At 67.3% G+C, this 13,870-nt stretch carries 13 protein-coding genes; 9 read left to right on the forward strand and 4 right to left on the reverse strand.

All coding sequences use genetic code 11. The annotated features are described in order from the left end of the window. Positions 1-54: 54 nt before the first annotated feature. Positions 55-1,623 carry an acyl-CoA synthetase gene (locus A5788_RS03655; RefSeq protein WP_064865121.1) on the forward strand — a complete coding sequence of 523 codons (1,569 nt, stop codon included), beginning with the start codon at positions 55-57 and terminating at the stop codon, positions 1,621-1,623. Positions 1,624-1,699: 76 nt separating this feature from the next. Further along, the gene (locus tag A5788_RS03660) at positions 1,700-4,018 is read left to right on the forward strand and encodes a DNA polymerase III subunit gamma and tau (RefSeq protein WP_064865125.1); all 2,319 of its coding nucleotides are present in this window, start codon (positions 1,700-1,702) and stop codon (positions 4,016-4,018) included. Between the two features lie 39 nt (positions 4,019-4,057). On the opposite strand, the gene A5788_RS03665 is transcribed toward A5788_RS03660, so the two are convergent. Both A5788_RS03665 and A5788_RS03670 read right to left on the reverse strand, forming a co-directional pair. Then, positions 4,058-5,389 (reverse strand): class I SAM-dependent methyltransferase, encoded by a 1,332-nt coding sequence (locus A5788_RS03665; protein WP_064865129.1) that lies wholly within the window; start codon positions 5,387-5,389, stop codon positions 4,058-4,060. Then, a complete protein-coding gene (locus A5788_RS03670; RefSeq protein ID WP_064865132.1) occupies positions 5,386-6,777 on the reverse strand; it encodes an FAD-binding oxidoreductase in 1,392 nt (463 codons plus the stop codon). Before A5788_RS03670 ends, A5788_RS03665 begins: the two co-directional genes overlap by 4 nt. A gap of 80 nt (positions 6,778-6,857) precedes the next feature. Between A5788_RS03670 and A5788_RS03675 the strand changes: the two genes are divergently transcribed. The 7 genes from A5788_RS03675 to A5788_RS03705 all read left to right on the forward strand — a co-directional run bounded on the left by A5788_RS03675 (position 6,858) and on the right by A5788_RS03705 (position 11,133). Then, positions 6,858-7,298 carry an SRPBCC family protein gene (locus A5788_RS03675; protein ID WP_049700628.1) on the forward strand — a complete coding sequence of 147 codons (441 nt, stop codon included), beginning with the start codon at positions 6,858-6,860 and terminating at the stop codon, positions 7,296-7,298. Positions 7,299-7,326: 28 nt separating this feature from the next. Continuing rightward, positions 7,327-8,307: a pseudouridine synthase gene (locus A5788_RS03680; RefSeq protein WP_064865136.1), complete on the forward strand. Its 981-nt coding sequence runs from the start codon at positions 7,327-7,329 to the stop codon at positions 8,305-8,307. A 152-nt stretch (positions 8,308-8,459) separates the two neighbouring features. Next, positions 8,460-8,831, forward strand: a complete 372-nt coding sequence (locus A5788_RS03685) for a hypothetical protein (protein WP_064865181.1) — start codon at positions 8,460-8,462, stop codon at positions 8,829-8,831. Positions 8,832-8,854: 23 nt separating this feature from the next. Continuing rightward, a complete protein-coding gene (locus A5788_RS03690; RefSeq protein WP_064863322.1) occupies positions 8,855-9,223 on the forward strand; it encodes a YbaB/EbfC family nucleoid-associated protein in 369 nt (122 codons plus the stop codon). 6 nt (positions 9,224-9,229) lie between these two features. Next, a complete protein-coding gene (recR, locus tag A5788_RS03695) occupies positions 9,230-9,841 on the forward strand; it encodes a recombination mediator RecR (protein ID WP_005208030.1) in 612 nt (203 codons plus the stop codon). Between the two features lie 5 nt (positions 9,842-9,846). Then, entirely contained in the window at positions 9,847-10,389 is a 543-nt protein-coding gene (locus tag A5788_RS03700; protein WP_049700507.1) for a uridine kinase family protein, read from the forward strand. Between the two features lie 18 nt (positions 10,390-10,407). After that, positions 10,408-11,133 (forward strand): uracil-DNA glycosylase, encoded by a 726-nt coding sequence (locus A5788_RS03705; protein ID WP_064865139.1) that lies wholly within the window; start codon positions 10,408-10,410, stop codon positions 11,131-11,133. 417 nt (positions 11,134-11,550) lie between these two features. Here the strand turns inward: A5788_RS03705 and A5788_RS03710 are convergent, their stop codons facing one another. Next, the gene (locus A5788_RS03710; protein ID WP_064865141.1) at positions 11,551-12,273 is read right to left on the reverse strand and encodes a type 1 glutamine amidotransferase; all 723 of its coding nucleotides are present in this window, start codon (positions 12,271-12,273) and stop codon (positions 11,551-11,553) included. Beyond that, a complete protein-coding gene (locus A5788_RS03715) occupies positions 12,270-13,595 on the reverse strand; it encodes a MurT ligase domain-containing protein (RefSeq protein ID WP_064865145.1) in 1,326 nt (441 codons plus the stop codon). The genes A5788_RS03710 and A5788_RS03715 overlap by 4 nt, the downstream gene beginning before the upstream one ends. Positions 13,596-13,870: the final 275 nt, after the last annotated feature.

A 13,870-nucleotide genomic window follows, 5' to 3' on the forward strand; every position in this document is an offset into this window, starting at 1 on the left:
GCCAACTTCGGCGGAGTCTCGAGCATGCTCCGCCCTCGATGGCGGGAGTCAGTGATGGCAGGACGAGTGGTGGTACCCGATTCGATGGATCTCGGTTCGTGGATTGCGCGGCGTGCAGCGATCATCCCGGATCACCCAGCACTGACCTTCGACGGCGAGACGCTGACGTTCGCCGGGTTCCAGCGTCGAATCGACCTGCTTGCCGAGCGACTGGTCGACGGCGGAGTCGCGCACGGCGATCGCGTTGCCTACCTCGGACCGAACCATTCGGCCTTTTTGGTCGCGCTGTTCGCCTGCGCGCGAGCGGGCGCGACGTTCGTCCCGCTCAACTTCCGGCTCACCGGACCCGAGCTCGCGTACATCCTCGATGACTGCGGCGCAACAACTCTCATCGCCGACGCCTCGCTGACCGGCGTCGTCGACGACGTACGCGCAGACATCGACGTGCAGCGGTTCATCGCGGTCGGCGGAGCCCACGGATGGGAGAACTTCGACGACGTGCTGGCGTCGGGTGAGCCGATCGCCGATCCGGTGTTCGCCGACGCCGAAGATGTCGCGGTCATCATGTACACCTCGGGCACCACGGGTCGTCCCAAGGGCGCCATGCTCACGCACGGAAACCTGTTCTGGAACAACATCAATGCGCTGCTCAGCTTCGACACCGTCTCCACGGACATCACCTACACCGCGGCGCCGCTGTTCCACATCGGCGGCCTCAACGTCACCACATTGGTCACGCTCCAGAAGGGCGGCCACGTGATCCTGTCGGGAGCGTTCGACCCGACACAGACACTCGCCGACATCGAAAAATGCCGTGTCACAACGATGTTCGGCGTGCCCGCGATGTTCCTGTTCATGAGTCAGGTGCCTGCCTTTGCCACCGCCGATCTCTCGTCCCTGCGATACCTCATCTGCGGCGGCGCTCCGGTACCCGAGCCATTGATGCGCACCTACGCAGACCGCGGTGTCACGTTCGCGCAGGGCTACGGCCTCACCGAAACGGCTCCACTCGCACTCGTGATGGGCATCGACGAGTCGGAGAAGAAGATCGGAGCCGCGGGCAACAGGGTGTTGCCGCTCTCGGACGTGCGACTCGTCGACGCCACCAACGCCGAGGTTGCGCCGGGGCAGCCGGGCGAGATCTGTGTTCGTGGACCCCAGGTGATGGTGGGCTACTGGGACAATCCCGGCGCCACCGATGCCGCGATCGACGACGACGGGTGGTTCCATACCGGCGACGTCGGACGTGAGGACGAGGACGGTTACGTCTACGTCATCGACCGCGTGAAGGACATGGTCATCAGCGGCGGCGAGAACGTGTACCCCGCCGAGGTCGAGAGCGTGCTGTACAGCCACCCCGCGGTCGCCGAGGTCGCGATCGTCGGACTCCCGGACGCCAAGTGGGGCGAGGCCGTTACCGCGGTCGTCGCGACGGCGCCCGGCGAGACCGTGACCCTGGAAGAACTGCGCGAGTTCGCGGCCGACCGCCTTGCCCGCTACAAGCTCCCGCTGCGTCTGGAGTTCATCGACGCGCTGCCGCGCAACCCGTCCGGCAAGGTGCTCAAGTTCGCGCTGCGCGACCGGTTCGGTGCGGAAGCTCCCGCCACGAGCCCGGCGGTCTGACCTGCCGCGACAGGTTGCTGTGCACAGCTATAGGGGAGGCGGCTGCGCTGTCGGTGATCGCCGGTAGTCTCGACGCGTGGCTCTGTATCGCACCTATCGTCCGGCAACGTTCGCCGAAGTCGTCGGGCAGGAGCACGTCACCGATCCGCTCAGCCGCGCCCTCGACGGAAACCGCATCAATCACGCGTATCTGTTCTCGGGACCGCGCGGATGCGGCAAGACGTCGTCGGCCCGCATCCTGGCGCGCTCACTGAACTGCGAGCAGGGCCCGACGTCGATGCCGTGCGGCGTCTGCTCGTCGTGCGTGGCCCTTGCTCCGGGCGGGCCGGGCAACCTCGACGTGATCGAACTCGACGCCGCCAGCCACGGAGGCGTCGACGACACACGTGAACTGCGCGACCGCGCCTTCTACGCACCGTCGGAGTCGCGATATCGCGTGTTCATCGTCGACGAGGCGCACATGGTCACCAACGCGGGGTTCAACGCGTTGCTGAAGATCGTCGAGGAGCCGCCGGAGCACCTCATCTTCGTCTTCGCCACCACCGAGCCCGAGAAGGTCTTGCCGACCATCCGCTCGCGCACCCACCACTACCCGTTCCGCCTCCTCGCGCCGCCGGTCATGCGCGGGCTGCTCGAGAACATCTGCGCCAAAGAGGGCGTCGTCGTGGCGCCGGATGTCTATCCGTTGGTCATCCGCGCGGGCGGCGGCTCGCCCCGCGACTCGCTGTCGATCCTCGACCAGCTACTCGCCGGTGCATCCGACGAGGGCGTCACCTACGACCGCGCCCTCGCACTGCTCGGCGTCACCGACATCGCACTCATCGACGACGCCATCGACGCACTCGCCGCCTCCGACGGCGCAGCGCTGTTCGCGACGGTCGAGAAGGTCGTCGACGCCGGGCATGATCCTCGACGCTTCGCCGTCGACCTCCTCGAACGGTTGCGCGATCTCATTCTGCTGCAAGCAGTTCCGGACGCTGCCGAACGTGGACTGGTTGAAGCACCGGGCGACCAACTCGCGCGGATGCAGGGTCAGATCGAGCACCTCGGACCGGGCGGACTCACCCGCTTCGCCGAGATCGTGCACGAAGCGCTCGGCGAGATGCGCGGCACCACGTCGCCGCGCCTGCTGCTCGAAGTGATGTGCGCGCGGATGCTGCTGCCATCGGTCTCCGCCGACGACGCCGCGCTGCTCCAGCGCCTCGAACGACTCGAGTCGGGCGTCGCTCCCGCCGGAGGGAACGCCGGCGGTGCAACGCCTTCGCCGTCCGCACGCGACGAGGGTGCCCCCACCGCGGCCCCCGCCCCACCGCCCGTCGACCCGCCCAAGTACGTGCGCCCCTCGCAGCGCAAGACGGCCGACGAGCCCGCCGCCCGGGCCGATGCGGCTCCCGCCGCCCAGGCTGATGCGGCTCCCATCGAGGCCGTGGCGCTCCCCGCTCCGCGCGAGGAGGCTGCCCCGGCCGGCGGCGGCGCTGATTCCTCCGCTGGTCGAGCAGACCGGAGCGCCAGCGAAGGTGATTCCTCCGCTGGTCGAGCAGACCGGAGCGCTAGCGAAGGTCGTGTCGAGACCACCCCGCCCGAGCCCGTTCCCGCCGCGGCAGCACCCGCCGAGCCAACGCGCCCGATGCCGAAGCGCGGAGCGCAGGCGACGCCCGAACCTGCCCCGACGCCGGAACCGGCCGCGGTGGTAGCCGCAGACGACGACATCCCGCTGCCCGACGAGCCAGTCGACGACTACGACGCGCCCGTCCCCGACGACGGCCGACCGTCCACGCCGCGCAGCGTCGAACCCGAACCCGAACCCGAACCAGAACCCGAGCCCCAGACCGGCCTTGACGTCGAGACCGCTCGCAAGCGTTTCCAGGAAGTGCGCGCCGCGGTGCGTGAGCGGTCGAAGAGTCTCGAGCCGATGCTGTCGAACGCCGTCGTCGACGAGATCCGCGACAACGTCGTGGTCTTGGCGCATCCCGTCGAGGTGTTGGTCGGCAGGTTGTCGGCGCCGCACGCGGTGAACATCATGCGCGAGGCGCTGCACGAGGTCTTCGGAACCGAACTCGACGTGCAGACCATCCACAAGATCGTCGACGTGAGCGCGCCCGCGAAAAACGCAGCGGGCCAACCGGATCGGCAGCAGCGTCGTGCTCAGACCTTCTCACGGCCGAGCCGCGCTCGGGGCAGCTCGGGTGAGCAGTCCGACGCCGCCGCGGCACCAGAGGCCCCGGCCGAGCCCGAGGAGCCTGAACCGCCACGCCAAGACGACGACATCCCCGACGCCGAGCGTGCGGAGATGGTCGCCGAGGTGCAGAACGCCACCCCCGAGGGACGCTTCGACCCGAACAAGGTCGCGATGGAACTGCTCAAGACCGAGCTGGGCGCCCGGCCGCTGGAGTAGCGCGAACCTCGCGCCGCTACCAGCGGATCCGAGTCGCCTCTATGCGTCCCACCACGGGCGCAGCGGGAGATCGCTCTGACCGTACTCGTCGAGCTTGGTCGCGAGGACATGGTGGAGCTGAACGATGTTGCGCTCGAAGCCGATTCGGCATCCGGCCATGTAGAGGCCCCACAGTCGGGCGGTGCCCTCGGTGACCTCTTCGACGGCCTCGTCCCAGTGCTCTACGAGGTTGCGGTTCCAGTCGCGCAGTGTCATGGCGTAGTGCGGGCGGAAGTCCTCCTCGTGCAGCACCTCGAGTCCGCCGATGTCCTGGATCTTCGAGATGATCTTGCCGGAGCCGGTGAGCTCGCCGTCGGGAAAGACGTACCGGTCGATGAACGATCCGGCGCGTGCGTTCTTGAAGTTGTCGGGTCGAGTGATGCAGTGGTTCAACATCATTCCGCCGACCCGCAGCTTGTCGCGGATGAACGAGAAGTACGCCGGGTAGTTGTGGACCCCGATGTGCTCGGTGAGTCCGATCGACGAGACGGCGTCGAAGTCGCTCTCGGTCACGTCGCGGTAGTCGCTGAACCGCACCTCGGCGAGGTCGCTGAGCCCCTCGTCGACGATCTTCTTCTGCGCCCACTCGGCCTGTTCCGCGGAGAGGGTGACGCCGAGTGTCTTGACTCCGCGCGACGCTGCGTAGCGCACCATTCCGCCCCAGCCGCAACCGATGTCGAGGAGGCGATCACCCGGCTTGAGCCGCAGTTTGTCGAAGATCAGACGGTACTTGTTCTCCTGGGCGGTCTCCAACGACGCCTCGAGGTCGGGGTAGACCGCGCAGGTGTAGGTCATCGACGGCCCGAGGACCCACTCGTAGAATGTATTCGACACGTCGTAGTGATGGTGGATCACCTCGGCGTCGCGAGTCTTGCTGTGCCGCAGTCCTTCCGCGAAGCGTCGCCAGCGCGGCAGCGCCTCCTGGGGCGGCGGCGCGATCGGCTTGAAATGCTCGATGCCCAGCGAGCGCGCGACGTGTGCCAACGTCAGCGGAGACGGACGCTTGAATTCGAGGTCGGCGGCCAGAGCGCGCAGCGCCTCGTAGGGGTCACCGGGGTGGGCACCGATCAACTCGAGGTCGCCCGAGACGTATGCGCGCGCCAACCCGAGGTCGCCGGGTGCGGTGACGAGATACGTTGTGCCACGGGCGTTCTTGAGGTTCAATCCGTACTCGGCGTCGGCGGGACCTGCCGAGCTGCCGTCGTACGCCGTGACCCTGATGCTGAGATTTCCGCCGACGAGTGACTCGAAGATCTGCGCCAGAGTCATTTTGCCCTGCGAGGTGTCCGAGGGAGAGGGAGACGCGGGTACGTTGTCCTTGAACGTGGTCATTGCCGTTTCACCGCTTTCGCATAGAGGTCGAGAAGCCGGCCGCGAGGGTCGTACCGCTTCTTCAGGAGTCGATAGTGTTCGCCACCGTAGAGTTCGTCGAACTCTTCGGGGGAGTAGAAGGATTCCGAATACAGCGATTTGTGGCCGTCGAGATCGGCCACCTCTCGCTCGATGAGCTTGTTGGCGTGTCCCGGGTCGTCGGGCGTCACGGGCACCGCAGACCAGAACCCGACGTTGACGTAGGTGCGCTTGGGCTCGAGTGGGTAGAGCGGCCAGGGGCGTGCGGCGTCGGCGACAGCCAGTGCCGGCTCGCGTAAACGCAACGGGCACAACCACACCGGCTCGATCGGAATGTTCTCGAGGAACCACTCGAGGTACGCGGTGGTGTTCTCGATGGGAACCTCGATGTCTTGCACCACCCGCTCGTTGGCGGGCAAACCCTTGCGCTTGTTGAGTCTGTCGGCGATGTCGAAGCGCTGGTCGTAGCCGATCAACTTCCAGTAGAAGCTGCTGCGCAGCAACTTCTTTGGCCAGAGGCGTCGAATCTTGGGGTTCTGGGCACCGAAGGCTCGTGAGCACCAGAACCAGTCGGTGTCCCAGCGCCAGAGGTAGTCGTGGATGGTCAGGCGGTCGCGCTTGATCCCCGAGGCGTGCTGGATGGACCGGTAGTAGATGTCCATCCCCGTGTAATCGCTGACCGGACCGGCCTCGTCGGTTTGGCGGCCGACGGTCAGGTAGGCCTCGTCGGCGGTGAAAACCACACCATCGAGGTAGTCGACGCGCTCGCCGTCGTAGCTACGCTCGTCCGCGATGGTGTTCATCGTCGACTGCAGTGCCGCAAGATCGTGAAAACGTATGTGGCGCAACGCGACGTACGGCTCAACGGTTTCGAGCTCGATCTTCAGTCTGACCGAATACCCCAGCGTCCCATATGAATTGGGGAAGCCGAAGAAGAGTTCGGAGTTCTCGTTGGTCGGGGTTGCGGTGACGATGGAGCCGTCGCCGGTCAGAATGTCGATCTCGAGCACCGACTCGTGCGGCAAGCCGTTGCGGAAGGATGTGCTCTCGATGCCGAGACCCGTGACCGCCCCGCCGAGGGTGATGGTCTTGAGCTGCGGCACCACCAGCGGCGCCAGCCCGTACGGCAACGTTGCGGCGACCAGATTCTCGTAGGTGCACATCCCCGCGACGTCGGCGGTCTTGGCCACCGGGTCGACGGAAATCGCCCTGTCGAGACCCGATACGTCGAGGCCGGGATGCGGATTCTTGGCGCGTGCACGAAACAGGTTCGACGTCTTTTTCGCGAGACGGACCGTTGCTCCCGGCGGAATTGCCCGATAGCTGGCCAGAAGGGTGGCAACCCCGTCGTCGAATGCCTGTGCCCCCATCTCCAACCGTCCAGAAGTCACTTGGCTAGCCTAGGACCTGATCAGCACGCCCGCCAATCTGCCATGAAGGAGTGCCCGTCGTGGGTGAGATTTCCGCCAGTCAATCGATCGACATCGCCGCAAGTGCCGACCAGGTGATCGGGGTGCTTGCCGACTACGTCGACGCGCGTCCGGCGATCCTTCCCGAGCAGTACCGCGACTACAAGGTCATCAGCGGCGGCCAGGGCGACGGCACGGTGGTGCATTGGATTCTGCAGGCGACCTCGAAGCGTCAGCGCGACGTCAAGGCGACCGTCAGCGTCGTGCCGGACACCATCACCGAACGCGACGAGAACTCGTCGATGGTCACCACCTACAAGGTCACCCCGGCCGGCAGCGGTTCCAAGGTCACCACGACCACCACGTGGAACTCCAACGCCAGCGGGATCGGCGGCTTCTTCGAGAAGACGTTCGCGCCCAAGGGTCTCGCGAAGATCCAGGCACAGTTGCTCGCGAACCTGAAGGCGCGGGTCGAGAAGTAAAGGCCAGTTCTGCGGACCGGTTCGCACGATGAGTCCGCAGGACGACGCCCGGACGCCACGACGTCGCGGTCGCGCCCGGCCCTCGCCGCTGCCGGTGCGCGACGGGGTCGACGCGACGCGCGTCGTGGTGCGCCACGGCGAGGAGCGGACCGTCGGGGAGTCGCTGCTGGCCAGCCCGTCGCTGGCCGACCTGACCGTCGACGGCCTGCGCGAGCGGACTGCCGCCGGTGAAGTGGTCGACGCAGATGGCAATCGCGCCGACCTCGACGCTCCCGCCCGTGCCAATACGTCGTACTACCTGTATCGGGATCTGCCCGACGAGATCGAGATCCCATTCGAGCTGCCGATCCTGTACCGCGACGAGAACATCGTCGTCGTCGACAAACCGCCGTTCCTCGCGACCATGCCGCGCGGGCGGCACGTCACCCAGACCGCTTTGGTGCGGCTGCGGCGTGAACTCGGCAACGACGCGCTCGCGCCAGCTCACCGGCTCGACCGCCTGACGTCCGGGGTGCTGTTGTTCACGGCCCGCCCGCAGGTGCGCGCGGCGTATCAAGATCTGTTCGCCCGACGTCTCGCGCGCAAGGAATACCGTGCGCTGGCACCGCTCGACGATGCGCTGTGTACCCCTGCAACCGTGCGCAACCGCATCGAGAAAACCGCTGGTGACCTGCGGGCTCTGGTCGTCGACGGCGAGGTCAACGCGGTCAGCGAGATCACTCTGCTCGAGGATGCCGGGTCTGGTCACGGCCTCTACCGTCTGCGCCCGCACACCGGACGCACCCACCAACTCCGCCTGCACATGGCGTTGCTCGGGGTGCCCATCGTCGACGATCCGCTGTACCCCGACGTACGCCCCGACCTCGCCGAACTGCCCGATCGAGGCGACTTCACCCGACCTTTGCGCCTACTCGCGCACAGCCTGGAGTTCGACGACCCGCTGACCGGCGAATCGCGCAGATTCGTCAGCGGTCGGCACCCGGAACAGTCGCCCGTCCGGGGCGAGTGAGCGAGTGCGTACACAATCGTGTCGTCAGCGGAGGACCATCGAAATTATTGTCGCGGCCCCTCGCTCAGGTACGAGTTGTGTACGTAGTGGTGGCCGTTGCGGGCCCGGGCATGGGCTCGATCAGCCGCGAATGCGTCGCTAGGCTGACATTCGTGACCATCCACGCCTCCTACGAGCGACACCCCGATCTCGGGTGCGAGGCCGTCGTCTTCATCGACGACGAATCGATGGGCTGCTTCCAGATTCAGCGCGACCTGGTCGTCGACGCCGAAACGGGTGGCCGTGTGGGCCCTGGAGGTGCAGGCTCCGGCCGCGAAGGCTATTGCGTCACCACCGGAGCCAGTGCGCCCGTCTACGGCGGGGTGGTCGAGTGGCGTCGCGTCGACGACGACCGGATCGAGTTCGCGCTCACCCCGAAGGCGGGCAGGCTTTTCGGCGACAACGTGCTCTCCTTCCAGATCACGCCGGTCGGTGACGAGAGCGTCGACGAGATCATCGAGCATGTCGAGCGACTGCTGCGGTGAGCGCACCGACTACCCTGGTGAACGTGACTCAACCTTTTGACCCCAGTTCCCTGTTCGGCGGCGGTGACGGCGGCGAGAATCCGATGGCGGGCCTGCTCGCTCAGGCGCAGCAGATGCAGGAGAAGTTGCTCGCGGCGCAGGAGGAGATCGCGGCAACCGAGGTCACCGGTTCGGCCGGCAACGGGCTGGTCACCGTGACCGGAACCGGTACCGGCGAGGTCACCGCGGTGACCATCGATCCCAAGGTCGTCGACGCAGACGACGTCGAGACGCTGCAGGATCTGGTCCTCGGCGCACTGTCGGATCTCGCGTCCAAGCGCGACGAGCTGACCAGCCAAAAGATGGGACCGCTCGCAGGCGGACTCGGCGGCGGACTTCCCGGCCTCGGCTGACACTTCATGTACGAGGGCCCCATCCAGGATCTGATCGACGAGCTGGCCAAACAGCCAGGGCTCGGCCCCAAGGGTGCGCAGCGCATCGCCTTCCACCTGCTCGCCGGTGAGAAGTCAGACATCGACCGACTCATCGCTGCCCTCGGCCACGTCCGCGACGATGTCACCTTCTGCGCGGAGTGCGGCAATGTCTCCGCGGATCGGCTCTGCCGCATCTGTTCCGACGCGCGCCGCGACGCCACCAAGATCTGCGTCGTAGAGGAGCCCAAGGATGTCCACGCGATCGAGCGGACCAAGGAGTTCCACGGTCGCTATCACGTGCTCGGCGGTGCGCTCGATCCGCTGTCGGGGATCGGGCCGGACCAACTGCGCATCCGCGAACTGCTTCGACGCCTCGCCAATCAGCCCGACGGGGTCGACGTCAGCGAGATCATCGTCGCGACCGACCCCAACACGGAGGGCGAGGCCACCGCGACCTACCTCCTGCGCATGCTCAAGGACTTCCCGGGGCTGTCGGTGACTCGCCTGGCGTCGGGCCTGCCGATGGGTGGCGACCTTGAATTCGCCGACGAACTCACACTCGGCCGGGCGCTGTCGGGGCGGCGGGTGCTGGCCTGACCGCCATGACACCTGAACTCGATATCCAGCTCGACGAACTCGCCGCGGAAATGGTGTCAGGCATCGTCGCCATCGACGGGCCATCCGGATCGGGAAAGACCACCGTGGCCGACGCGCTCGTCGAGAAGTTACGCGCTCGCGGCACCGGCGTCGTGCTCGTCCGCACCGACGATTTCGCCACCTGGGACGACCCCGTGGCGTGGTGGCCGGAGATGGAATCCGATGTGCTGCATGCCTTTGTCCGACGTCGCGACTACCGATATCGCCCACGGGAGTGGGTTGACGGTGAGCCACGCGTCGGCAAAAGGGTCTGGTATCGCTGGGAGCCCCTGCTGATCATCGAAGGGGTGTCGGCGGCGCGGCGTCGTATCGCCGACCGCTTGACGTACTCGCTGTGGCTCGATGGCGGCGCTCCCGATGAGCGACTCGAACGCGCTATTGCGCGCGACGGCGAGGCATCCCGGCCTCACCTCGAGAAGTGGCAGCAGTTCGAGCGCGGCTGGTTCGCCGTCGACCGCACGCGCGAGCGGTGCCGGGTGTTGGACTGACCCGCGTACCGTGAGCTCATGGCCTACCGCAGCATCGCGACACTCGACGCGGCGCTGATCCAATGCCGCGCGTGCCCGCGGCTCGTCGCGTGGCGGGAACAGGTCGCCAGGGAGAAGCGTGCAGCCTTCGCCGACCAAACCTATTGGGGCAAGCCGATTCCCGGCTTCGGTCCGGCCGACGCCGCCATGCTCATCCTCGGACTGGCGCCCGCGGCGCACGGCGCCAATCGGACCGGCCGAATGTTCACCGGCGACCAGAGCGGCGACGTGCTCTACCGCGCGCTCTACGACGTCGGGCTGGCCAACAAACCCACTGCGGTCTCGATCGACGACGGCCTGGAACTGACCGGCGTGCGGATCACCGCGCCCGTCCACTGCGCGCCACCGCAGAACAAGCCGACTCCGGCTGAGCGCGACCAGTGCGCGCACTGGCTACACAACGAAATCGACCTTCTCGCACAGACTTTGCGATCGGTTTTCGTACTTGGCGCATTCGGTTGGCAGGCGGCGCTGACCGGGTTCGCAGGTCTCGGGTGGGAGGTTTCGCGACCCCGACCGAAGTTCGGGCACGGTGCGCAGACCGTGATTCGACGCGGCGACCGCGAACTCACCTTGTTCGCGAGTTATCATGTGAGCCAACACAATACGTTCACCGGACGCCTGACGCCCGCCATGCTGCGCGAGGTACTACGCGCCGCGGGCCGCCACGCGGGGTTGCCCGTTGTCGACGACGCGAGCGCGTGACTGATCGAGCCGCTGAGGTGAGCCTTTGTATCGGAGCCTATGGCCGAGTGGATACGATCGGCGTCAACAACGGTGTCCGCGTCGAAGCGGTGTGCAGCAGAACGGAAGTGACGGCGTCCATGAGCGAGAAGATGCGACGGCTCGCAGGTCGCGATCCCGACTCGACGTGCCGCTGCGGCCATCCCCGCGCAGCCCACGAACACTTCCGATCGGGCACCGATTGCGCCATCTGCGGGCCGGAGAAGTGCCCGCGCTTCCGCCGGGCGTGGTCTCGACAGGCTCGACCAGCGGAGTAGCGCTCGGCCGGCGGGTGGTCTCGACAAGCTCGACCAGCGGGGTAGGCGCTCGGCAGGCGGTGGTCTCGACAGGCTCGACCAGCGGGGTAGCGCTCGACCAGCGGAGGAAGCGGCCGGGAGCTCAGCCTCGACGCCCGGCGGCGAGCCGTTCGCGGCGCAGCCGGTCCACTTCGGGCAGGTCCAGCGGTGCCAGCGAGTCGACGCCCATCGCGCGTGCCAAGAGCAGGTCGGCGAGCTGCGGGTTCCTTGCCAGCGCCGGACCGTGCATGTACGTCCCGAGCACCGAGCCCTGCACGACGCCCTCGGTCCCGTCGCCGACACCGTTGCCGACGCCGTGGCGGACCTTCGCGAGCGGCGCGGCGTCGGACCCCAGCGTTGTACCCCCGCGGTGGTTCTCGAATCCGGTGAGTTGATCGGTCAGTTCGGGCATCACCGGGTCGGTGACCACCTCGCCGATACTGCGTGTGGCCTGCGGCGACGTGGTCAGGTCGAAGAGCGAGATGCCGTCGACGCGTTCGCCTGCCGACGTCTCGTACCAGTGGCCGAGCACCTGGATCGCGGCGCAGATGGCGAGCACGGGACGTCCGGCGGCGGCGGCCCGCTGCAGACCCGGGTACCGCGTGAGGTGCCGCGTGGCCAGCCGCTGCGCATAGTCTTCAGCGCCGCCGAGGGTGTAGACGTCGAGCGAGTCGGGCACCTCGTCGTCGAGGGTGATCTGCACGATCTCGGCGTCGACCCCGCGCATGCGCGCCCGCTGACGCAGGATCAATGCGTTGCCGCCGTCGCCGTAGGTGCCCATGACGTCGGGCAGGACGAGGCCGATGCGCAGAGTCGACGTACTCATTGCTGTCCCTTCCGTGCGCGCTCGGCGCGTTCGATTGCGACGCCGAGGTCGCGGAACGCCGTGTAATTGGCCAACACCTCGACGCGTCCGGGCGGGCACGAGGCGATGGCTTTCATGGTGTCGGGGATGGTGGTGTGCTCTGCGCCCGCGTAGAGCAGTCGGACCGACAGGTCGGCGGCGCGTTCGCCGGCCGCGACCACCTGCATCGTCTCGAACGCCTCGAAGCGCACGTCCCACAGCCAGGAGAGATCCTCGCCGTCGGGGACCTGACCGTTGACCGCAATGACAAGGCCGTCGGCGTCCTGATCGATCATCGAGAGCGCTTCCTGCCAACCCGCGGGATTCTTGGCGAGCAGCGTGCGCACGGAATGGTTGCCCACCTGGTGGATGCCGTAGCGTCCGGCCACCTCGCCGACGGTGCTGACGGCGGCAACGGCCTTCGCGGGATCGGCACCCATCGCGACGGCAGCGGCCACGGCCTGCGCGGCGTTGCCACGGTTGGCGCGGCCGGGCACGCTCAGCGTCATCGGGGCCTCGAATCCGTCAGGGCCATAGATCTTTTCGTCGTCGACCCACCACTGGGGTGTCGGGCGGCGGAACGTCGGATCGCCCGTCGAATACCAGTCGACGCCGCTCTGAATCGACGGGTCGGTGGGGTCGCCGGAGGTGCGCGCGATCGGCTCGCCGGTGCGCGGGCAGCTCACCGAGTCGCCGACCCAGCTCGCGCCCGCAGCCACCCAGACGATCTTCGGAGCGTCGAACGCGGCAGAGGTGATCAGGACGTCGTCGCAGTTGGCGATCACCGTCGTATCGGGGTGGCGTGCCAGGCCTTCGCGGAGCCGTCGTTCGATCATGTTGATCTCTCCGACGCGGTCGAGCTGGTCGCGTGAGAGGTTGAGCATCACCACGACCTCGGGGTCGACGGCGTCGCTCACGTGCGGAACGTGCAACTCGTCGACCTCGAGTGCGGCGACGGGCGCCGTCCGCTGCAAGCTGAGCGTCGCGATGATGCCCGCGTCCATGTTGGCGCCGTCGGCCTGGGTGGCGACCTCGCCGAGTTCGGCCAGGGCCGCGGCGGTCATGCGTGTGGTCGTCGACTTTCCGTTCGTCCCGGTGATCAGCGCGGTCCGTTTTCCGGCGGCGAGACGCCCCATGATGTTCGGGTCGATCTTTTCGGCGACCAGGCCGCCGATCATCGATCCCTTGCCACGCCCCGCGGTGCGCGACGCCCAGCGGGCAGCCGACGCAGCTCCGAGGGCTAGCGACGTACGAAGGGGGACACGGGTGGTCGAGCCACCCGGAGCGGGGACGCGGTCGGGCATGGGGAGAGTCTTTCACAGCGCCCCACGCCGTGCCGTCGGGGCGCAGCGCCCGCGCTGGTCGGGCCGCATCGCGCTGGTCGAGCTGCCCTTCGCTGGTCGAGCTTGTCGAGACCACCCCCACTGGCCGAGCCGCCCCCCGCTGGTCGGGCTTGTCGAGACCACCCCCGGCTGGTCGAGCCGCCCCCTCGCTGGTCGAGCTTGTCGAGACCACCCCCGCTGGTTGAGCTGTCTCTTCGCTGGTTGAGCTTGTCGAGACCACGCCCTCGTGCGGGTAG

Origin of the sequence: Gordonia sp. 852002-50816_SCH5313054-c, assembly GCF_001665925.1 — a bacterium.
Lineage (GTDB): Bacteria > Actinomycetota > Actinomycetes > Mycobacteriales > Mycobacteriaceae > Gordonia > Gordonia jacobaea.